Annotated in this window: 18 protein-coding genes and 2 pseudogenes; 6 read left to right on the top strand and 14 right to left on the bottom strand. The window is 37.7% G+C overall.

From position 1 onward, the window contains the following. The first annotated feature begins 5 nt into the window (after positions 1-5). A complete protein-coding gene (locus tag MHB42_RS04250) occupies positions 6-1,532 on the top strand; it encodes a tripartite tricarboxylate transporter permease (protein WP_340804562.1) in 1,527 nt (508 codons plus the stop codon). A 54-nt stretch (positions 1,533-1,586) separates the two neighbouring features. Here MHB42_RS04250 and MHB42_RS04245 read toward each other — a convergent pair whose 3' ends face one another. The 5 genes from MHB42_RS04245 to pdhA all read right to left on the bottom strand — a co-directional run bounded on the left by MHB42_RS04245 (position 1,587) and on the right by pdhA (position 7,393). Further along, positions 1,587-2,369 carry an SDR family NAD(P)-dependent oxidoreductase gene (locus MHB42_RS04245; RefSeq protein WP_340804561.1) on the bottom strand — a complete coding sequence of 261 codons (783 nt, stop codon included), beginning with the start codon at positions 2,367-2,369 and terminating at the stop codon, positions 1,587-1,589. Between the two features lie 119 nt (positions 2,370-2,488). Then, positions 2,489-3,904: a dihydrolipoyl dehydrogenase gene (lpdA, locus tag MHB42_RS04240; RefSeq protein WP_053993768.1), complete on the bottom strand. Its 1,416-nt coding sequence runs from the start codon at positions 3,902-3,904 to the stop codon at positions 2,489-2,491. Positions 3,905-3,909: 5 nt separating this feature from the next. Next, positions 3,910-5,247 (bottom strand): dihydrolipoamide acetyltransferase family protein, encoded by a 1,338-nt coding sequence (locus MHB42_RS04235; protein WP_340804560.1) that lies wholly within the window; start codon positions 5,245-5,247, stop codon positions 3,910-3,912. 49 nt (positions 5,248-5,296) lie between these two features. Further along, on the bottom strand, positions 5,297-6,274 hold the full coding sequence (locus MHB42_RS04230; protein WP_340804559.1) for an alpha-ketoacid dehydrogenase subunit beta: 978 nt from the start codon (positions 6,272-6,274) through the stop codon (positions 5,297-5,299). 3 nt (positions 6,275-6,277) lie between these two features. Then, complete coding sequence (pdhA, locus tag MHB42_RS04225) at positions 6,278-7,393, bottom strand: pyruvate dehydrogenase (acetyl-transferring) E1 component subunit alpha (protein ID WP_340804558.1); 1,116 nt, start codon at positions 7,391-7,393, stop codon at positions 6,278-6,280. Between the two features lie 395 nt (positions 7,394-7,788). Between pdhA and def the strand changes: the two genes are divergently transcribed. After that, complete coding sequence (gene def / locus MHB42_RS04220) at positions 7,789-8,346, top strand: peptide deformylase (RefSeq protein WP_340804557.1); 558 nt, start codon at positions 7,789-7,791, stop codon at positions 8,344-8,346. 65 nt (positions 8,347-8,411) lie between these two features. Here def and phnX read toward each other — a convergent pair whose 3' ends face one another. The 7 genes and pseudogenes from phnX to MHB42_RS04185 form a co-directional block, all read right to left on the bottom strand. Continuing rightward, positions 8,412-9,212 (bottom strand): phosphonoacetaldehyde hydrolase, encoded by an 801-nt coding sequence (gene phnX / locus MHB42_RS04215; RefSeq protein WP_340804556.1) that lies wholly within the window; start codon positions 9,210-9,212, stop codon positions 8,412-8,414. Next, a complete protein-coding gene (locus MHB42_RS04210) occupies positions 9,212-10,303 on the bottom strand; it encodes a 2-aminoethylphosphonate--pyruvate transaminase (protein WP_340804555.1) in 1,092 nt (363 codons plus the stop codon). Before MHB42_RS04210 ends, phnX begins: the two co-directional genes overlap by 1 nt. A 13-nt stretch (positions 10,304-10,316) precedes the next feature. Continuing rightward, positions 10,317-11,303: an extracellular solute-binding protein gene (locus tag MHB42_RS04205; protein ID WP_340804554.1), complete on the bottom strand. Its 987-nt coding sequence runs from the start codon at positions 11,301-11,303 to the stop codon at positions 10,317-10,319. Continuing rightward, the gene (locus MHB42_RS04200; protein ID WP_340804553.1) at positions 11,300-12,931 is read right to left on the bottom strand and encodes an ABC transporter permease; all 1,632 of its coding nucleotides are present in this window, start codon (positions 12,929-12,931) and stop codon (positions 11,300-11,302) included. Before MHB42_RS04200 ends, MHB42_RS04205 begins: the two co-directional genes overlap by 4 nt. Further along, positions 12,924-13,304: pseudogene (locus MHB42_RS04195) on the bottom strand (ATP-binding cassette domain-containing protein); the annotation flags it as partial. The pseudogene MHB42_RS04195 and the gene MHB42_RS04200, both read right to left, overlap by 8 nt. Before the next feature lie 24 nt (positions 13,305-13,328). Continuing rightward, a protein-coding gene (locus tag MHB42_RS04190; RefSeq protein WP_340808510.1) for an IS630 family transposase occupies positions 13,329-14,392 on the bottom strand; the annotation gives its coding sequence in 2 pieces (ribosomal slippage) (positions 13,329-13,868 and positions 13,871-14,392; 1,062 coding nt in all). Positions 14,393-14,477: 85 nt separating this feature from the next. Beyond that, a pseudogene (locus tag MHB42_RS04185) lies at positions 14,478-14,849 on the bottom strand (ATP-binding cassette domain-containing protein); the annotation flags it as partial. Between the two features lie 151 nt (positions 14,850-15,000). On the opposite strand from MHB42_RS04185, the gene MHB42_RS04180 reads away from it, so the two are divergent. Further along, positions 15,001-15,768, top strand: a complete 768-nt coding sequence (locus tag MHB42_RS04180) for a DeoR/GlpR family DNA-binding transcription regulator (RefSeq protein WP_340804552.1) — start codon at positions 15,001-15,003, stop codon at positions 15,766-15,768. A 51-nt stretch (positions 15,769-15,819) separates the two neighbouring features. Here the strand turns inward: MHB42_RS04180 and MHB42_RS04175 are convergent, their stop codons facing one another. Next, positions 15,820-16,590: a Cof-type HAD-IIB family hydrolase gene (locus MHB42_RS04175; protein ID WP_340804550.1), complete on the bottom strand. Its 771-nt coding sequence runs from the start codon at positions 16,588-16,590 to the stop codon at positions 15,820-15,822. Positions 16,591-17,029: 439 nt separating this feature from the next. Between MHB42_RS04175 and MHB42_RS04170 the strand changes: the two genes are divergently transcribed. From MHB42_RS04170 to MHB42_RS04155, 3 genes are all read left to right on the top strand, one after another. Beyond that, the gene (locus MHB42_RS04170) at positions 17,030-17,239 is read left to right on the top strand and encodes a DNA-dependent RNA polymerase subunit epsilon (protein ID WP_340804549.1); all 210 of its coding nucleotides are present in this window, start codon (positions 17,030-17,032) and stop codon (positions 17,237-17,239) included. A 5-nt stretch (positions 17,240-17,244) separates the two neighbouring features. Further along, entirely contained in the window at positions 17,245-18,912 is a 1,668-nt protein-coding gene (gene rnjA, locus MHB42_RS04165) for a ribonuclease J1 (RefSeq protein ID WP_340804548.1), read from the top strand. Between the two features lie 529 nt (positions 18,913-19,441). Further along, positions 19,442-20,212, top strand: coding sequence for a serine/threonine protein kinase (locus MHB42_RS04155; RefSeq protein WP_340804546.1), 771 nt, complete (start codon positions 19,442-19,444; stop codon positions 20,210-20,212). A 49-nt stretch (positions 20,213-20,261) separates the two neighbouring features. Here the strand turns inward: MHB42_RS04155 and MHB42_RS04150 are convergent, their stop codons facing one another. After that, positions 20,262-21,095, bottom strand: a complete 834-nt coding sequence (locus MHB42_RS04150) for a TetR/AcrR family transcriptional regulator (protein WP_340804545.1) — start codon at positions 21,093-21,095, stop codon at positions 20,262-20,264. Positions 21,096-21,101 lie beyond the last annotated feature (6 nt).

Raw genomic sequence — 21,101 nt, 5'->3', positions numbered from 1 at the left:
AACATATGTCAACATTGCAATTTTTAGCTGATGGATTTGCTGTTGCCTTTCAATGGCAAAATCTTCTATTCGCTCTTGTCGGCGTTATAATCGGAACAGCGGTTGGTGTACTTCCAGGCATAGGACCTATGAGTGGTGTTGCTTTACTAATTCCTGTTACAGCAACCATTACAGCTGGGCTACCAACGGAGGCTGCTGCTACAAGCTCTATTATTTTACTTGCAGGCGTATACTATGGAGCTATGTATGGTGGTTCAACAACCTCCATTTTATTAAATACACCTGGTGAATCCTCATCAGTTGTCACAACATTGGATGGCTATCAAATGGCTAAGCAAGGTCGTGCTGGAAGTGCTCTTTCTATTGCAGCCATCGGTTCATTTTGTGCTGGTGTTGTAGCATTACTAGGTCTAATCTTATTAGCGAATCCATTATCAAAATTAGCACTTAAATTTGGACCAGCTGAATATTTTTCATTAATGTTACTAGGGCTTGCAGCAGTAAGTGGACTTGCAGGACGTTCTATTACAAAGGCTTTAATTATGACTGTTCTAGGGCTTATGCTCGGTACAGTAGGGATTGATGCCGTATCTGGTATCGAACGCTTTACATTTGGTCAGCCAATGCTGTTCTCTGGTATTGAATTTTTAACAATTGCTGTTGGTTTATTTGCATTAGGTGAAGTATTCAAAACGATTCTTGAAAAAGATGAAGAAGATGGTCAAATAGCAAAAATTAATCGTGTACTACCTACAAAGCAAGATTTAAAGGATAGCGCTGTTCCCATTGCCCGTGGCTCACTGCTAGGCTTTTTCATTGGCGTATTACCTGGTGCTGGTGCAACACTTGCCTCATTCTTTTCTTATATCACTGAAAAAAAATTCAGTAAAACACCTGAGCAATTTGGAAAAGGCCATATTGCAGGTGTAGCTGGACCTGAATCAGCGAATAATGCTGCATCAGGTGGTGCAATGATTCCATTACTAACACTAGGTATTCCCGGTTCAGGTACTACTGCTATTTTAATGGGTGCACTTATTATGTATAATATTCAGCCGGGTCCATTATTATTTGATGAGCATCCTCAGGTTGCTTGGGGATTAATTGCCAGTATGTTTCTTGGAAACTTAATGTTACTAGCATTAAACATGCCACTAGTCCGCATTTTTGCAAAAATCATTGAAACACCAAAAAAATATTTATTGCCAATTATTATTGCGATTTCAATTTTTGGTGTTTATGCAGTACAATTCGCTACTTTTGATTTATTTTTATTACTAGCTTGTGGGGTGCTTGGCTATCTATTTGCTAAAAACGATTATCCAGTAGCACCATTAGTGCTTGCACTTGTACTAGGTCCGATGATTGAAAATAATATGCGTCGTGCATTAACAATTTCGAATGGAGATTTTTCAATTTTTGTCACAAAGCCTTTATCATTAATATTTTTAATCGTTGCTATTTCTTGGTTACTTATACCACTAATCATGAAAATGCGTGGCAAAAATGTCCTTATTAACGAAGAAGGATAAAAATAGATAAAATCCACTACACTTTCTTTTAGTGATAGTGGATTTTTACTTTTGCTATAATGCGTGTGCAGAGCCACCATCAATATTTACAGCAGTACCTGTTACATAGCTAGCTGCATCTGATACTAAAAATGTAATCACATTTGCAGCTTCCTGTGTATCTCCTACACGACCGAGTGGAATCGCTTGTCCAACCTTTCGCGAATAGTCCTCCCATGATAAATTCGGCTCTTCCCTCTTCCATTTCTTTTCGATTTGATCACTGCGAATAAGCCCAATACAAACGGAATTCACACGAATATTATCCTTTCCTAAATCCTTGCTCATTGCCTTTGTTAATGCAAGTCCTGCAGCACGGCTTACCGTTGTTGGAAGCGAGCTTGCAGGAGGCGTTTTCGCCATAACTGCTGTCACATTAACAATTGCACCACCGCCAGCCTTTCGCATATATGGCGCAGCGTATTTTGAGCAATGAATAGCGCCAAATACTTTTAAATCCAAGTCTGCTTGCCATAGCTCACTGCTAACAGCTTCAAAAGGATTAGCTGAAGCTGTACCTGCATTATTAATAAGAATATCAATCTGTCCATAGTGTGCGATTGTACGCTCAATTAGCTCTTTACAATCCTTTTCCTTTGTAATATCCGTTGGAATGATTAGAACCTCTTCACCTGTTTCGTTTTTTATACAGCCTGCCGCCACTTGAAGCTGTTTTTCACCACGCGCACATAGCACCACTCTCGCGCCCTCTTTGACAAGCTGCATTGCGGTATAATAGCCAATTCCTTTACTTGAGCCTGTAATAATGGCTACTTTCCCCTTTAAACCTAATTCCATTATGATCACCCCAAATAATTTCGAATATTCATTCAATATAATCACTTTATCAAAATTATTGATAATATACAAAAAAACGACTATAAAGCATTTGCTTTATAGCCGTTTTACTTTTTCTATTATCGTTTTGCTACAATATGGATTGGGTTGCCAAGTAATACTTCAGCAGCCTCCATTGTAATTTCCCCTAATGTTGGGTGAGCATGGATTGTTAGTGCAATATCTTCAGCCGTCATACCAGCTTCAATTGCTAAGCCCATTTCAGCGATCATATCAGATGCACCAGCACCAATGATTTGCGCACCAATTAATAAGCCATCTTCTTTACGAGCCACTAGCTTCACAAAACCTTCTGTTTGGTTTAGTGCAAGGGCACGACCATTTGCTGCGAATGGGAATTTCGCTGCTGTATATTCAATACCTTCTGCTTTTGCTTGCTCTTCATTGTAACCAACTGTTGCCATTTCAGGATCTGTGAAGCATACAGCAGGTACAGCAAGATAGTCAACAACTGATTTTTCACCAGCGATTGCTTCAGCAGCAACTTTACCTTCGTAAGATGCTTTATGTGCAAGCTGAGGACCAGCAACGATATCACCGATTGCATAGATATTTGGAATATTTGTACGACATTGTTTGTCAACATTAATTAGACCGCGTTCACCGAATTCAACTCCGATTTCAGCAAGGCCCATTTCATCTGTATTTGGACGGCGACCCACAGTTACTAATACATAGTCAGCTTCAACTTTTTTCTCTTCTCCGCCAACTTCATATGTTACTACTACGCCGTTTTCAGTTTCTTCAACACCTTTTGCAGATGCGTTAACTTCAATTTCAACGCCTTTCTTTTTAAGGCCTTTTTTAACGATTTGTGTCATTTGTTTTTCGAAGCCAGCTAAAATATCTTTACCACCTTCGATAATTGTTACTTGTGAGCCAAGATTTGCATAAGCTGAACCTAACTCTGTACCAATATAGCCGCCACCAATCACAACTAATTTACCAGGTACTTCTTGTAAAGAAAGTGCACCAGTAGAATTAATTACACGCTCAGAGAATTTGAATGTTGGAATTTCAACTGGGCGAGAGCCTGTTGCGATAATAACATTGTTAAATGTGTAAGTTTGAGCAGATTCACCATTGATAATGCGTACTGAATGAGCGTCAACGAAATAAGCTTCACCTTGTACAATTTCAACTTTATTACCTTTAAGTAAGCCTTCAACACCGCCAGTTAATTTTTTAACAACGCTGTCTTTAAATGCTTGTGCTTTTGAGAAGTCTAATTTCACATCAGAAGCGATGATTCCCATGTCGTCTGAATGTTTAGCTTGCTCAAAACGGTGACCTACTGAAATTAATGCTTTTGATGGGATACAGCCTACGTTTAAGCACACACCACCAAGTACATTTTTTTCAACGATTGTTACTTTTTGGCCAGTTTGAGCTGCGCGAATTGCGGCTACATATCCTCCAGGACCTGAACCAATGACAAGAGTATCTGTTTCGATTGGGAAATCTCCTACTACCATTTTTGTTACGCCTCCATTAATAATAATTCTGGCTCACTTAACAAACGCTTTAAGTGATTTAAAGCATTTTGCGCAGTGGCTCCATCGATCATACGATGGTCAAAGCTCAATGATAATGCTAACACAGGTGCGGCTACAATTTCACCATTTTTTATTACAGGTTTTTCTGAAATTCGACCAATTCCTAGAATTGCTACTTCAGGATGGTTAATAACTGGTGTAAACCATTGTCCTCCCGCAGAGCCGATATTTGTAATCGACATAGAAGCACCTTTCATTTCATGCGGTGCAAGCTTGCCTTCACGAGCTTTTGTTGCTAATTCATTAATTTCATTTGATACAGCAAATACAGATTTACGATCTGCATGCTTAATCACTGGTACAAGTAAGCCCTTTTCAGTATCCGCTGCAATACCAATATTGTAGTAATGCTTTTGAATAATTTCTTGTGTTGCATCATCTAATGAGCGGTTAAATTCTGGGAACTCGCGTAAAGTTGAAATAAGTGCTTTAACGACATATGGTAAATATGTTAATTTCACACCTTTTTCAGCAGCGATATCTTTGAATTTTTTACGATGTGCTACAAGAGCTGTTACATCGACTTCATCCATTAGTGTAACATGTGGAGCTGTTTGTTTCGAGTGTACCATCGCTTTGGCAATGGCTTTGCGAATACCAGACATTTTTTCACGTGTTTCTGGGAATTCTCCTTCCAGAACAACTGGTGCTGCTGTATGTTGTTGAACAGCTACCTCATCAGCCTCTACAGCTGCGGCTTCAGCCTCTACAGTGCCGCCACCTTTTAGGAAGTTTTCAATATCCTCTTTTAAAATGCGACCATTTTTGCCTGTGCCTTGTACTTCACGAATGTTTACATCATTATCACGAGCAAATTTACGCACAGAAGGCATAGCAATTACACGTTTTGTTTCATCAACAACTGTTTCTACCTTTTCTGATGCTGGTGCAGCTTTCTCTAGAGCCTCTTCCTCTTTTGCAGGAGCTTTTTCTACATTTTGACCAGATTCAGCAGTTGCTTGCACTTGTGCTTCTGTTTTTGCTGCTGCATGGTCATCACCCTTTAACTTTAAATCTTCATAGCCCGGTGCATCCAAGCGGATTAAAACATCGCCAACAACGGCAACTGTTCCTTCTCCTACTAAAACTTCCTCTACTGTTCCTTCAACTGGGGAAGGAATTTCTACTACTGCTTTATCATTTTGTACTTCACAAAGAATATCGTCTTCTTTTACTGTATCTCCAGCTTTAACGAACCATTTTACGATTTCGCCTTCATGAATACCCTCGCCAATATCTGGTAATCTGAATTCAAATGCCATGTGTACCCATCCTTTCTAGTTACTGTTGTTCAAGTTTAGAAGCTTTATTTTAGAATGTTAAAACTTTTTTTGCTGTTTCCATTACATCTTTGTAGTTTGGTAACCAAACACCTTCAGCTTGTGGGAATGGGTACACAGTATCTGGTGCAGCCACACGAAGTACAGGTGCTTCTAAGCTTAAAATAGCACGTTCAGTAATTTCTGCTACTACATTTGCAGCGATACCTGCTTGTTTTTGCGCTTCTTGTACAACGATTGCGCGACCTGTTTTTTCAACAGAGGCAATAATTGTTTCCACATCGATTGGTTGAATTGTGCGTAAGTCAATAACCTCTACAGAATGTCCTTCTTTTTCAAGTTCTTCTGCAGCCTTTAAGCTTTCATGAACCATTAAGCCATAAGCAACAATCGTTAAATCCTTACCTTCACGTTTAACATCTGCTTTTCCTAGCGGAATCTCATATGCTTCCTCAGGTACTTCTTCACGGAATGAACGATATAGTTTTAAATGCTCTAAGAAAATAACTGGATTATCGTTGCGAATAGATGAAATTAGTAAACCTTTCGCATCATATGGTGTTGATGGAACAACAACTGTTAAGCCTGGCTGTGCTGTCATTAAGCTTTCTAAGCTATCTGAGTGCATTTCAGGTGTATGCACACCACCACCAAATGGTGAGCGAATTGTTACTGGCGCATTGTATACACCACCGCTGCGGTAGCTCATACGTGCCAACTGACCATTAATTGAATCCATTACTTCATACACAAAGCCGAAAAATTGAATTTCAGGAACTGGGCGGAATCCTTGAAGAGAAAGACCAATCGCTAAGCCACCGATACCTGATTCTGCTAATGGTGTATCAAATACGCGGTCAACCCCAAATTCTTTTTGTAGGCCTTCTGTCGCGCGGAATACCCCACCGTTGACACCTACATCTTCTCCGAATACAAGAACGTTTTCATCATTCTTTAATTCTGTGCGAAGTGCATCTGTAATTGCTTGAATCATCGTCATTTGTGCCATAGGTTATTTCGACTCCTTCTCTTTATAGATTTCATACTGTTCTTTTAAATTAGATGGCATTTCGCCTTTATACATATTTTCCATTAACTCTGTTACTTTTTGTTTTGGTGCAGCATCTGCCTTTTTAATGGCTTCTTTAATTTCTTCTTTTGCACGCTCGATTACTACTTCTTCTTTTTTCTCATCCCATAAGCCTTTTGCCTCTAGGTATTTACGGAAGCGTACAAGAGGGTCTTTTTGTGCCCATTCATTATCCGTATCAGCTGTACGGTAACGTGTTGGGTCATCTCCAGCCATTGTATGAGGACCATAACGGTAGCATAAAGTTTCAATTAATGTTGGACCTTCACCATTGACTGCGCGTTCACGTGCATCACGTGTTGCTACATATACTGCAAGCGCATCCATTCCATCTACTAAAATACTTGGTAAGCCTGCTGCTACACCTTTTTGTGCAATTGTTTTAGCCGCTGTTTGTAATTCACGCGGTGTTGAAATTGCATATTGGTTATTTTGTACGATGAAGATTGCTGGTGACTTAAATGCACCCGCAAAGTTAATGCCTTCATAGAAGTCACCTTGTGATGAACCACCGTCACCTGTATATGTTACAGCTACCGCTTTTTTACCACGCTTTTGAATACCTAATGCAACACCTGCTGCTTGAATATATTGAGCACCAATAATAATTTGAGGCGGTAAAACATTTACACCTTCAGGAATTTGGTTGCCAATAAAATGACCACGTGAGAATAAAAATGCCTTTTCTAATGGTAAGCCGTGCCATACGATTTGTGGCACATCACGATATCCCGGTAAAATCCAATCTTCTTGCTCTAATGCAAAATGCGAAGCAAGCTGAGAAGCTTCTTGACCTGCTGTAGGAGCATAGAAGCCTAAACGGCCTTGACGGTTTAGTGAGATTGAGCGTTGATCTAAAATACGTGTATAAACCATACGCGTCATTAATTCAACTAGCTCCTCATCTGATAATTTTGGGTCTGCCTCTTTATTTATAATTTCGCCTTCTTCGTTCAAAATTTGAAACATTTCAAACTTATCTTCGATTTCAGTTAGCGTTTGTTTAGCATCAAAAATATTATTGTTTTTCTTGCTCATTTGTCACATCTCCCTTTCAGCTGTATTAAAATAAATCACCTTTTTAACTAGTACAACTTATTCTTGACACCCAGTATACTGAATAAAATACCGTCGGTCAATCATATATTACCCCTATAAACAAAGATTTTCTCTAAAATAACACTTCAACACCACTGTCCCACACTGTATTACTTGTATTCTAAATCTGTATTATAACACTTTATCCAAACCTTATAATTCTTACGTTTGCCAACAGCTTTTCCACTAGTAGAATACCCCATTCTGAAAAATCTAATAGCATTAGAAAAATTTTTTAAGTATATTCAAATAAGTTCTTTTTTCGTGTGATTGTTTTTAAACGTGATGTATACTTATAGATAAGGCACTACAAAGTTGAAAGGAAGATTACTATTATGATTTTAATGGATGATATTGTTCGCGAAGGTCATCCGACTTTACGCATGAAAACGGAAGAGGTTAAATTCCCACTAACAGATGAAATAAAACAGCTTGCAAAGGATATGCTTCAATATCTAATCAATAGCCAAGACCCTGAAATGGCAGAGAAATATAATTTGCGCAATGGTATAGGATTAGCAGCTAATCAAGTAAATAGTTTACATCGTATGTTTGCACTTCATTTACAAGATGAAAATGGTGAGCAATTAAGCTTTGTTGCGATCAATCCTAAAATTGTAAGCCATTCAGTTGAAAGCACATACTTAACAGCAGGGGAGGGCTGTCTTTCTGTTGATCGCAATGTCCCTGGGTATGTGCCACGTCATGCTCGCATTACAGTAAAATTTAAAACAATCGACGGTGAAGAGAAGAAGATGCGTCTAAAAGGATTGCCTGCTATCGCCTTTCAGCATGAGTTAGATCATTTGAATGGCATTATGTTTTATGATCGTATTAATGAAAAAAATCCATTTGTAGAAATCCCAAATTCCATCCCTTATGAGCGTGACTAAACAAAAAACTTGGCAACTGCCAAGTTTTTTTGTGATCTATCCATCATTTTATGCAAGCTATCCGTCTATTCAAATGCTCTATCCGTCAATCCAGCCATTCTATCCATCAACGTTGGTAGTTCCTGCATTGTTTCAATTGTATAATGAGCGCCCGCTTCCTCAAATATACGTTTTGTTTTTTCAATAATTTGCTGTTGCTCCCCAGCACTTAACGCATAAAACTCCCCTTGAGAAAGACCCATCTCAGAGCTGCCAACAATCACACCTACTGCCCAAACACCTGCATGTAAGGCTTCCTTTATATCTGAGGTTGTATCACCAACTTTGACAACTTGCTTTGTTGTTGCTGAGCCTAATGCCTCCATATTTTTAAATATCATATATGGATATGGTCGTCCTTTATCACCCACCTGCGTTGGTGTCACAAGAAAATCAGGTTGATAGCCTTTAGCAGCTGCATGTTTTGTAACGACTTCCATCATAGAATCTGTATAGCCTGTTGTGGAGCCGATACGAATACCCGCTTCTCGCAATTGCTGTACAGTTTCTATTACATATGGAATCGGGTCTGTGTAGGTTGCTAAAGATTCCATTAGCTTTGACTCAAATTGCTTGTATAATGCTTGTACATCGTCTTCTGTAAAGGAGCGACCATGCACTCGTTGCCATTCCTCACTGATTCTTGGTATTTCTAGCATTGTACGAATATGATCAATTTTTAACATGCCCATTGGTTGACGAGCCTCTTCAAGCGTTACCGTTACACCAGCAGCTTCAAAAACCGTTAGAAAAACATTTACAGGAGCAAAGCAGCCAAAGTCTACTGTTGTACCAGCCCAATCAAAAATCACTGTATCAATCTTCATTATTTTTTCACCGCCATATAGTTTTCAACGACCTCACATAATGCAAGCATATCTTCCTCATGCACATCGCCAATATTACCAATTCGGAATGTATCCACATCCGTTAGCTTACCTGGATAGATGACAAAGCCTGCCTTTTTCATTTCCTGATAAAAATGCTCGAAGGAGAACGTCTTATCTGGGAATAAGAAGGTTGTAATAATAGGTGATTGTAACGCTTCTGAAATATATGGTGTAAATCCAAGCGCCGCCAAGCGAGAACGTAGCAACGCATTATTATGCGCATATCGCTTAAAGCGTGCTTCAATTCCACCTTCTTCACGAAGTTCCTCCATTGCTTTAGCAAAAGCCACTACAACATGTGTAGGTGAGGTAAAACGCCATTTACCATCCTTTTGCATTACTTCCCATTGGCTATATAAATCCAATGCAACACTACGAGCGTGACCTTTACATTGCTGTAATGCCTCTATTTTAGCAATGACAAAGCCAAAGCCCGGTACACCTTGAATACATTTATTTGCACTGCTAATACAAAAATCAATGTGCAGGTCTGCTATATTCATTGGCACACCACCAAAGCTACTCATTGCATCTACAATAAATGTTTTATGAAACGAATGAACAACTTCTCCTATTTCTTTAATTGGATTTAAAATACCAGTCGTTGTTTCACAATGTACAACAGCAACATGTGTAATGCTTGCATCCTTTTCAAGGAAGGCTTGTACTTCCAATGCTGATGGTTGCTTGTTGTAAGGAACACTATAGACAATATGCTGCAATTTTAATGCTTGAGCCATTTCAACAATACGCTCACCATAAGCGCCATTTGTTAATATCAGTATTTTATCCTCATCACTGATAGCTGTTGTTAGCACGGATTCCACTACAAAGCTGCCGCTTCCTTGCATCAGCACCGTTGTATAATCAGCCTCGTCCACATGTGCTAAAGCTAGTAGCTGCTGACGAATATGCTGTGTAATATTTTTATAGTCATCATCCCATGTACAGCGATCCTCTAGCATTTCCTGCTTCACTGTCACTGTTGTTGTTAGTGGGCCTGGTGTTAATAATTTATAGTTACTCATGCTCGATCACTCCTTATCGTTGCGCTTCCTTAAAGAATGCTTGGTGTTTTTCTAATAAATCGACTGTTAAAGCTGTATCCCATTTTTTTAAATAAGCTGGCACCTGCTCATCCTGCACCTGCTCTCCTTCATACAGCGCTATTGGATATTGCTCCAAAAGACCACTGCGCGCCTCTGTTGCAATAACTTTTGCAATTTCAATCGCCAATGCCTCGTCGCCCTCTTTATCTACAACAGCTACAGACTCTGTTAATGTAAAGTTCCCTTCTGTTGGGTCAATATAATCAATTGGTAAGCCTTCTTTTTTAGCATCAATGGCTTGAATACGTAAGCCGAAGCCAACTGCAACCTCACCTGTTTTCACCTTTTTAATAGGACCTGAACCAGAGCTTTCAATATGTGGACCTGCATTTTTAATTAAGTCCGCTAAAACCTTTTGACCTTCTTCCTCACCATACTCACTAATAATTGCCTGTACTAAAAGCCAAGCCGTTGAGGAATCCATAATGTTTGGGAATGACACTAAATCCTTATAAGCAGGGTCTGTTAAATCTTTAATTGTTTTTGGTACAGCTAATCCTTTTTGCTCTAATACATCCGTATTGACAAAGATTGCACCAACATTCCCGAGAATTGGCAGTGCGTATGTAACACCATCGTCCAACGGCTTAGCATCTGAAGCAATATCCACAAACATGGATTTAGAAGCTTGAGCACTCTCTATAAAATATGAAGCCATTGTCACGACATCTGCTTCAATATCTGTTCCTTCAGCCATCATTTTGCCACCTAGCTCAGATGTCCCAAAGGATTGAATTACATACTTTCCCTTATAACCCTTGTCATCTAATGTAGACTCCATTACCTCAACGGCTTCATCATCCGCATTCGAATAAATAATGACTTGCTCACTAGAACCTGCTTCTGCTCCTCCACAGGCAGCTAAAGCCACCACTGCCACACTCATTGTCCCAAACATCATCCATTTTGAATTTTTCATTTTGATATCTCCTTCACTTTTTCTTTGCGTGTTGCTATATAATCACAACCTAATTTCACAATGAGGTTTGTACATAAAATAAAAATAGAAAGTACAAAAATATCGGTATATTTTGCGAAATGCTGAAGCTCTTTTATCCGCGTTGATACAAGCATTGTCTTTGTACTCACAAGGAAAATAACGCCACTTACCGTCACCATTGCATTTAAAAAATAGTAACTAAACATTTGATAAATAGTTGACTTAATATTTGGTAGAATAATCCGTACAACCGTTTTTAACCAAGAATCTTTCAATAGCGCTGCTGTTACTTCCCATGTAGGGTCCATCTTCTGTAATGAATTTTTTGCCATTAAATAGGGTGTTGTAAAAAAGTGCATAATATTACATGCAATAATAATCAGAAATGTCCCCTTCAATGAACTACCGTTAAAGAAAAATAAATAGGATAGACCAAGCACCATTCCCGGCACTGTATTGGTAATCATAGATGCAATATCTAAGCCTTTTCTCCCTTTAAGCGGTGTTCGTGCATTAAGCAATGCTGACATAAATGTAATAACGACCCCAAATACGGCTGTTAGCATCGCTACAAGAAGTGAATTCATATAAACCTTTGTTAAATCTCTCTCTGCCAGTACATTTTGAACATGCTCTAATGTAAAGCCGAAATCATAGGGGTATCCTTTTGTAAATGGCACAAGAAACATCGTTGAAAAAATAATCAGGATAATACCAACACAAACTATGGCATACATCGTAAAGAGCCCATCGCGTAGACGATGCTGAACAAGCTCACTTTGTCCAACCTGTTTATATTGGAAATTAAAACGCTCTAAAAATGTTAGCATCATAACCCCTAGTACAGCTGGTATTAACATAAATACAGAAATTACTGCACCACGCTCAAAATGAACAATCGAGCCAAGCATTGCTTGATAAAGTTCTGTAGCAATGACTCGATAATTTCCACCAACGGATGCAGGTATTCCAAAATCTGTGAAGCTTAAAATAAATGTTAAAATAAAAGCCCCACCAATCGTCCCTATCATTGGACGAAATATCGTATGATAGAAGCGACGTAATGCAGTGTCATGCATTAGCATCGAAACAAGTAAAAATCGTTTATCAATATATTGCATAGAATTTTGCATTAAAATAAACGCAACAGGCATTGTATATAAGACATAACCTATCATCAAACCGTTATAGCCATAAATCGTAAAGAGCGGTTGTCCCAATAATCTCGTAACAATTCCTTGATTACCAAATGTATAAATCAATACAAAGCCATAGGTAATCGTTGGCAGTAACATCGGCAGCGTAATCCCTATTTGTACAAGCCTTTTTGTCTGACGATGCATTGTTGTAAAATGCACAGAATAAGCCAATAAAAAGGCTAAAATCGTTGTGAGTATCGATGCACCAAAGGAAACTTTAAAGCTATTAAAAAAAGCTTCACGAATTTCGATATTTTTCAAAGCATCTAGATAATTTTGAAGTGTAACCGTATTGCCAACTTTGAAAGACTCCCAAAACATATACAGCAATGGCATTATTAAAAAGAATAGAAAAAATAGTAAAATTGGCAGAAAAATTAATTTCATGATGTTATTTGTTTTAAGCATATGTTTCTCCAAACAAGTGATAGATATTATGTCGCTTAATATGAAGTTGCTTTAAAATAAAGTCCTCAATAAATTGATTTTTTGGAGCAGTAATAATTTCTTGTGGTGTCCCAAATTGTGCCACTGTTCCTTCATTAATGATTAGCACTTTGTCTGATAGCGTTAATGCTTCCTCTGGATCATGTGTCACAATAATCGTTGTTAAATTAAATTCACGTGCAATGGATTTAATACGTTCCTTTATAGATTCCTTAATGACACCATCGAGCGCGCTTAATGGTTCATCTAGCAATAATATTTTAGGCTGCATCACAAGTGTCCGAGCAATCGAAACACGTTGCTTTTGACCACCTGATAATTCATGAACCTTTTTATGTATATATACGGTGAAAGAAAATTAGAGTTTCAAGCACAGCCTATTCACCGTATTTTCAGGTGTTTGATTAATCATTTGGATAAAGCCTTGGACAGCACGTTGAATCTTTCCGACATTTGAGTAAAAGACATTGTGGATCACCGTTGTCTTCATCCATTTCCACAGTCCTTCGATTAAATTTAAATTGGGACTGTACGGCGGAAGGAACAGAAATTCAAAGAAATCTTGATACTTTTCTAAAAATGGTTGAATCAATTTCGCATGGTGTATGCGCGCATTGTCTAATACCATCACGATGCGTTCATTCGGATAACGAGCGATGACTTTTTCTAAAAAACTTAGGAATTCAACAGCGGTATATTGTTCTTCTTGCACGCAAAATACATCGCCCGTTTCGTAATCCAATGTACCAATTAGCTTAACCCCTTGATGTCGGCCATATGTTGGAATGATTTTTTGTTGACCTTTAAGAAACCACGTGTTGGAAATCGCTTGGTAATCACGGATCATTGACTCGTCTTCAAATAAAATACGATCAATTTGACCATGAATTAGTTTTTTTTCGCCTGTTCAAATTTTTCAAGGAAAACTGCTTGTTTGAGGGGGTCTGCTTTTTCCAATGTATACGTTGGTTTCGTATAACTTAAACCAAGACGGTACAATAAATCACGTGTCCCACGTACAGAAAAAGACACACCAAATGTTCGCTCAATCCAATCGCGAAGAAGAGGCGCTGTCCAGTTCATTTCAACGGGAAAACCAGCATCTTTAGGCGTTTGGTTGACAATTGTCGCGACGACTCGTGCTTCTTGTTCAGCCGTTAAATGACGCTTTCGACCAGGTTGTTTTTTACGTCCAAGTCCAGCGATCCCTTTTTCACAATAAGCTTTGCGATAATTGAACAGCGTCGCTAAAGAAAGACCTGTATAGTCGACAATTTTTTCATACGATTCGCCGGAAAGTAACATATAAATCACTTGGTAGCGAACGAACATTTTATGATTGTTTTCTTCTTTCATGACAAGCTTTAATTCTTCTAAAGCAGCAGGAATTTGTTCTTCAGGAATTAGGACAATTTTACGCATCATTTTTCTCCGTTTCATATCTATTAAGAATAGTATACAGGAAAACGAAGAAAAAGAGTGTAAGTCTAAAAGTTAATCACCTTATATATAGATGTGGTGTCAGCTCTAAAAACTCAATATATTCTTGTATCTCCTCTTTAGACATTTGCACACTTTTATTTTTCAAGCCATAAACGATATTGTCATAGGCATTTAAATGAGGAAATAATGCAAAATCCTGAAATACAATATTAAATCCTCGCTCTTGCATCGATTGTTGTGTTATATCTTGGTCATTGTAAATAAGCTGTCCAGTTGTTTGATCTGTAAGCCCTAAAATAATATTGAGCAAAGTTGTTTTACCACAACCACTTGGTCCTAATAACGAAATGATTTCACCTGATTCGATCGTTATATTGATATCTGTTAAAACTTTCTTGTTTTTATAGCTTTTTGAGATATTTTTTAACGCTAGCAAATTGTTCACCTCTCTCAGTTCTTACTCTTAGTATAGTGACAATTTGTAAAGGAAAATGCGGTTTTATGTAAATCTTGATTAAATTATAACTAACTATTGACAAAGTTATGACTACTTTGAGTAAATATTTAGTAGAGGTGATAATATGTATATGGTAGAGAGGCAACAACATATTTTACAGTTTATACGGCAGCATAAGGTCGTGAAATTAGTTACATTGACAAAGGAATTTAATGTTTCGATGGAAACCATTCGCCGTGATATTCAGCAGCTTATACAGGATAATAAAATTGAGAAGTTTTATGGAGGTGTAAAATACATTGAACCTGTAGAAGGAATTATTGATCAACGGCTACATGAACGGTTAACAGAGAAAACTGCTATCGCCAAAGCTTGTGCTTCACTTGTGCAAGATGGTGAATGTATTTTTATTGATAGCGGAACGACTACATATCAAATGACACCATTTTTATTGGAAAAGGAAAAATTAACTGTCATCACAAACTCGTTACCTGTAGCCTTTGACCTTATTGGTTCTACTATTGAGGTTATTCTTATTGGTGGAAAAGTTCGTCATTCTGAAAAATCCGTTACATCTAATGATTTTCTCTTCCGCTTTGATCATCTTAATATTAATAAGGCATTTATTTGTGCTAGTGGTGTTTCACTAAAAAAAGGTATTTCAGATTTTAATTTAGAAGAGGCAATGACGAGAAAACAAATTATTGCTATCTCACAAGCCGTTTATATAGCTGCCGATTCCTCTAAGTTTAATAAAGATGTAGCTATACAAGTATGCTCTATCAATGATATAGACCTTCTTATTACAGATGACTCTTTGGCTAAGGAAACAGTGCAATACTTTGCAGATAATAATATACAAATAAAGCTTGCCAACACTGCTGACAATCATCAATAAATAAAGAAGCAACTAGTCGAACTACCTTCCAACTAGTTGCTTCTTTGCTTCTTATATAATAGCTAGCTCACGCATTATTTTGGCAAGCCCATCCTTATCTACATGATCAGCAATATGGTGCGCAACCTTCTTCACCCGTTCATGACCATTCCCCATGGCAACGCCTGTCCCAACTGCTTGTAGCATTTCAATATCATTGATACCATCACCAAAAGCTATAGCATCCTTAAATGTACTACCCATTTTTTCAAGCACCTTCCCAATACCTGCTGCCTTAGAGCCACCCTTTGGCAAAATATCGCAAGAATAACGATGCCAGCGCACAAATTGAACATTCGGGAATGTTTCACAGTATAAAGGTTCATCCTTTTCTTCCATAAAGATCAGTGTTTGATAGACATTATGATGCATATAATAAGACGAGTCCAATTCTGGATAAGGGTATTTCAACGTATTTAAACTTTCTGCTACTTGATAATGATCACCAACAGAAGCAATCATCCGTTTATCATCTAAAAATACAACAGGCTCATTACGTGCTTCGCCAAAGGCAATAATTTTCGCTAGCTCTTCTCTTTCAATACCATTTGTATAGATGACCTCCCCTTTATAGACAACATACTGTCCATTGAAGGTTACATATGTATTGATCGCTAGCTCTTCTAGTAGTGATTCAATCATAAATGGCGCACGTCCTGTAGCAATGGCTAGCTCATAGCCATTCTGACGTGCTGCAAAAAGTGCCTCTTTTGCGGATGCAGGTAATTTTTTTTCGCTATTATAAAGCGTACCATCTACATCAAAAAATAAAATTTTATTCATTTTACGCTCCCTCTCTATAAATATTATTCATTCAAGGTAAATGACTTTACATAGAGTACAAATTCTATTATAATGATCCTAAGGAGTGATGTGCCATGATGAAGAAACTAAAACGGAAACTGTTGAAGCAACTTCGCGGCATACTCGGAAAAAAGTCAATTGCCTAACATTTGCCCTTCAAATAATGAAGGGCTTTTCTTTATTTTAGAGGAACTGCATGATAATATAAAGGAAATGCATTTATTTGGCTATACACAACCACTAGCTCACTACTTCCTATCTAAATTTTTAACCATAGTGCACAGTTGAAGCATTGAGATACAAGGATTACAAACGTACATTTCATGAACTGACTAGAAATTCGTTGTTTTCTTGTAGCATGTGTGTGGTAGTAGTCAAAGGTGCAAGAAAATTGTACGCAATTAAAGGAGAGCAAACTATGATTTACAAAGTTTATTATCAAGAAAATGCAAATGAAATTCCAGTTCGCGAAAACACTAAAAGTCTATACCTTGAAGCTGCTTCAGAACGCGAAGTACGTCAAAAGCTAAAAGACCGTAACTACAATATCGAGTTCATTCAACTGCTTGAAGGTAACTATTTACAGTACGAACAAGCAAGCCCGAACTTCGTCTTGGAGGAAATTTAACAAACATGAAGTTTGTTAAAAATGACCAAGCAGCTGTTTTCGCGCTCGGCGGACTGGGCGAAATCGGCAAAAATACTTATGGCGTTCAATTCCAAGATGAAATTGTTTTAATTGACGCTGGTATAAAATTCCCTGAAGACGATTTACTCGGCATTGATTATGTTATTCCAGATTATACGTATTTAGTACGCAATGTCGATAAAATCAAAGGGCTATTTATTACACATGGACATGAGGATCATATCGGTGGTATTCCCTACCTTTTACGTCAAGTAAATATTCCTGTCTATGGCGGTAAGCTTGCACTTGGCTTACTGCGTAATAAATTAGAAGAACATGGCCTATTACGTACAACAAAGCTTATTGAAATTAAAGAAGACGATGTGATTAAATTTAGAAAAACATCTGTTAGCTTCTTTAGAACAACACATAGTATCCCAGATGCATATGGAATTGTTGTAAAAACACCACCAGGTAATATTGTTCACACAGGTGACTTTAAATTTGATTTTACACCTGTAGGCGAGCCAGCCAACCTGACAAAAATGGCTGAGATTGGTCGTGATGGTGTACTATGCTTACTATCAGATAGTACAAATGCTGAAAAACCTAATTTCACAATGTCAGAACGTACTGTTGGTAAGAGTATTGATGAAATATTCCGCAAGGTCGATAGCCGTATTATTTTCGCAACATTTGCGTCAAATATTCATCGTTTACAGCAAGCAACAGATGCTGCTGTAAAATACGGCAGAAAAATCGCTGTCTTTGGGCGTTCCATGGATAATGCTATCACGATTGGTCGTGAGCTCGGTTATATTACAGCCCCTAAGGATACATTTATCGATGCCCAAAGCATTAATCGTCTACCTGCAAATGAAGTAATGATTTTATGTACAGGCTCACAAGGTGAACCGATGGCTGCCCTATCACGTATTGCCAATGGTACACATCGTCAAATTCAAATTCAGCCTGGCGATACAGTTGTCTTTTCTTCATCACCAGTTCCAGGTAATACAGTAAGCGTTAATAAAATTATTAACCTATTGTTCCGTGCTGGTGCCGAAGTCATCCATGGTGCATTAAATAATATCCATACATCTGGACACGGCTCACAAGAAGAACAAAAATTAATGCTTCGTTTAATGAAGCCTAAATTCTTTATGCCTATCCATGGTGAATTCCGTATGTTAAAAATGCATACACATTTAGCAGAGGATTGCGATGTACCAATTGACAACACATTTGTGATGGAAAACGGTGATGTCTTAGCATTAAGTGCCAATGAAGCACATGTAGCTGGCCGCATTCCATCTGGTGATGTCTATATTGACGGTAACGGTATTGGCGATATCGGCAATATTGTATTACGTGATCGCCGCATTCTTTCTGAAGAAGGCTTAGTAATTGTTGTTGTAAGTGTTGATATGGAAAATCCAAAAATTGTTTCAGGTCCTGATATTATTTCACGTGGTTTTGTCTATATGCGTGAGTCAGGCACGATGATTAATGAAGCACAAAAAATGCTGAATCGTCATCTAAATGAAACCATCCAAGCGAAAACACCTCAATGGACAGAGCTAAAAAATGAAATTACAGATGTTTTAGGTCCATATTTATTTGAAAAAACAAAACGTCGACCAATGATTTTACCAATCATTATGGAAATTTAATATGCTAACAGAGAAGCTATCTGAACAGTTATGTTAACATCATTGCTCAGATAGCTTCTTTTATTTTCCTACTGTTTGATTTTATATTTCGACATTGTATAAGCCAATCTTCCAATCAGAAAAGACACTCGTTCAAAATCAGGCATGTAGAGCAATGGCTTTTATATCTATCTCCAATCAGGCTCCTTCATTGCCTTACACAATCCTCTAATATTTAACCATTTGCTATTCAACAATTTTCACAAAGTGCTAAAACCCCATAAACAAAATTGAATATAACTCATTGATTTTTGAAACCTCCTTTTTAGTTTTACGTATATAGTAATAACAACTTTAAAAGGAGCGTTTTTATGTTAGATAAAATCCTTCATTCCTTGCTCAATCGAAAATCGAAACGCCGCTATTCCTCATCGAGCAGTCGTCACAGATATTCTAAGCGTCATAATTATTACGGGCATAAGCATTATAAGCGTCGCTCACGCAAAAGCTCACGCAGCTTTTTCAGCTCAAGAAGCTTCTTTAGCAGCTAATGTGGTGGAAGCGTTTATCTGAGAAAAGCTTTGATTTAGCTGTAGAGCAGTTTATCGCCGAACATCCACACTTCACTTTTCAAACATTTCTTGGCTATGGCTCATATGGTCGTGCTTATTTAATTGAAGCAAGCTCTTCTAAGCAGCAATATGTGTTAAAATGCTTGCGTCCCAAGCATCGTCGCCATCAGAAAACGATTGATAAATTTAAGCAGGAAATTCATATATTACAACAATTACCACTGCCCTATGTTCCGTCTATTCATACAACAGGCGCGATTCAGGGTATTCCCTTCTATATTATGGACTATATTAATGGGCAAACCTTTGAACAGCTTATTTTTCAAGATGGCGCAAAGTTTACAGTTGCTCAGTCACTTGCTATTACTAAACAGCTTTTAGCGCAAATTATTGCTATACACAAGCATGGTATTGTACATCGAGATTTACGCATCCCTAATATTTTACTCGTCAATCAGCAATTACATATTATTGATTTTGGTCTTGCTACCACTTTCAAACCCAATATTGATCTTGCGACAATTGACAACCCTAAACAAGCACCCAATCATATTAGTGATCTTTACTTTATTGGTCATTTTTTATTGTTTTTACTGTATTCCAACTATGAGCCACGCAGTCAAAAAGAACAGGCTTGGCAACATGAATTACATTTACCGATGGATGTTCAAAATTTTCTTGAGCGCTTACTATGGATTCAAGAGCCTTTCACAAGTACACTTGAAGCTCTTCAATCCATACCACACTAAAAAAATAGAATTGTTCACACATCATCCGTGAACAATTCTATGTTACCACTTAAATTTGAAAGTATTTTGCACTTACATAAGCGATCCAGTTGTAGGCTGGGTCCATACGTAGATTTTCAATTAGCCCTTTAATAATCGCTTTATGATAAGTTTGGTTTTCTACTTGCTGCTTTAAAAGCTCCAGGGATTCTCTTTCAATAGAATCCTCCGTAGTATCCATATGCTGCTCCATTAATTGCAGTAAAGTATCCTTTGTCAGCTCTTGCTCATATGGCTTTGCAATCAATGCTACAAATTCTTCTGTAATAAAAGGAATCGTTGTATGACGTGCAATAATATCCGTCTTTTCTGCTAAAGATTTTGCTAATTGCTCTAAATCAAGAGGCATATCTGAAAAAATAAAAAGCTCAGCATAGCTTTTCATAAAGCCTTTGATACAATACATCACATCATATTTCGTGTCCTGTAGCGTATCTCCATAAAGCTTCTCAAGCATATAAATAATCGATTTCGACATTTCTGCTTCATAGGCTGTTATTTTATGAAATAGCTCTTTTTTTACTAAAAAGACCTTCTCATTTAGAAATACACGCGCTGATGCTGAATGCTCCTTAAAGGCTTGAAAAATACTTTTGTAAAATTCCACCAGTATTATTTCTTTGTTGGACACACATTTGACTACTCGGTCAACATCTATGATAAATTGTTGTAAGTAGTAGTCCACCATTGACATCATCAGCTCGTCTTTTGTTTTGAAGGACAAATAAAATGCACCCTTTGAAATACCACAACGTTCTGTAATTTGCTGTACAGAAGTAGCTTCAAATCCTTGTTCCGAAAAAAGCTCCAATGCTTTCTCCATAATTAATTGCTTTTTTAACATATTTTT

This window comes from Lysinibacillus sp. FSL K6-0232, assembly GCF_038008325.1.
Taxonomy (GTDB): domain Bacteria; phylum Bacillota; class Bacilli; order Bacillales_A; family Planococcaceae; genus Lysinibacillus.
The sequence above is the reverse complement of the archived record's forward strand: the minus strand, read 5'-3'. Positions and strand labels throughout refer to the sequence as shown.

Excerpts from the sequence above, each read along its gene's own strand:
- MHB42_RS04210 (WP_340804555.1), bottom strand. The coding sequence starts at position 10,303 with ATGAGTAACTATAAATTATTAACACCAGGCCCACTAACAACAACAGTG.
- rnjA (WP_340804548.1), top strand. The coding sequence starts at position 17,245 with ATGAAGTTTGTTAAAAATGACCAAGCAGCTGTTTTCGCGCTCGGCGGA.
- MHB42_RS04150 (WP_340804545.1), bottom strand. The coding sequence starts at position 21,095 with ATGTTAAAAAAGCAATTAATTATGGAGAAAGCATTGGAGCTTTTTTCG.
- MHB42_RS04170 (WP_340804549.1), top strand. The coding sequence starts at position 17,030 with ATGATTTACAAAGTTTATTATCAAGAAAATGCAAATGAAATTCCAGTT.
- MHB42_RS04155 (WP_340804546.1), top strand. The coding sequence starts at position 19,442 with ATGTGGTGGAAGCGTTTATCTGAGAAAAGCTTTGATTTAGCTGTAGAG.
- MHB42_RS04205 (WP_340804554.1), bottom strand. The coding sequence starts at position 11,303 with ATGAAAAATTCAAAATGGATGATGTTTGGGACAATGAGTGTGGCAGTG.
- phnX (WP_340804556.1), bottom strand. The coding sequence starts at position 9,212 with ATGAAGATTGATACAGTGATTTTTGATTGGGCTGGTACAACAGTAGAC.
- def (WP_340804557.1), top strand. The coding sequence starts at position 7,789 with ATGATTTTAATGGATGATATTGTTCGCGAAGGTCATCCGACTTTACGC.
- MHB42_RS04245 (WP_340804561.1), bottom strand. The coding sequence starts at position 2,369 with ATGGAATTAGGTTTAAAGGGGAAAGTAGCCATTATTACAGGCTCAAGT.
- MHB42_RS04180 (WP_340804552.1), top strand. The coding sequence starts at position 15,001 with ATGGTAGAGAGGCAACAACATATTTTACAGTTTATACGGCAGCATAAG.
- MHB42_RS04230 (WP_340804559.1), bottom strand. The coding sequence starts at position 6,274 with ATGGCACAAATGACGATGATTCAAGCAATTACAGATGCACTTCGCACA.
- MHB42_RS04200 (WP_340804553.1), bottom strand. The coding sequence starts at position 12,931 with ATGCTTAAAACAAATAACATCATGAAATTAATTTTTCTGCCAATTTTA.
- MHB42_RS04235 (WP_340804560.1), bottom strand. The coding sequence starts at position 5,247 with ATGGCATTTGAATTCAGATTACCAGATATTGGCGAGGGTATTCATGAA.
- MHB42_RS04250 (WP_340804562.1), top strand. The coding sequence starts at position 6 with ATGTCAACATTGCAATTTTTAGCTGATGGATTTGCTGTTGCCTTTCAA.
- pdhA (WP_340804558.1), bottom strand. The coding sequence starts at position 7,393 with ATGAGCAAGAAAAACAATAATATTTTTGATGCTAAACAAACGCTAACT.
- MHB42_RS04175 (WP_340804550.1), bottom strand. The coding sequence starts at position 16,590 with ATGAATAAAATTTTATTTTTTGATGTAGATGGTACGCTTTATAATAGC.
- lpdA (WP_053993768.1), bottom strand. The coding sequence starts at position 3,904 with ATGGTAGTAGGAGATTTCCCAATCGAAACAGATACTCTTGTCATTGGT.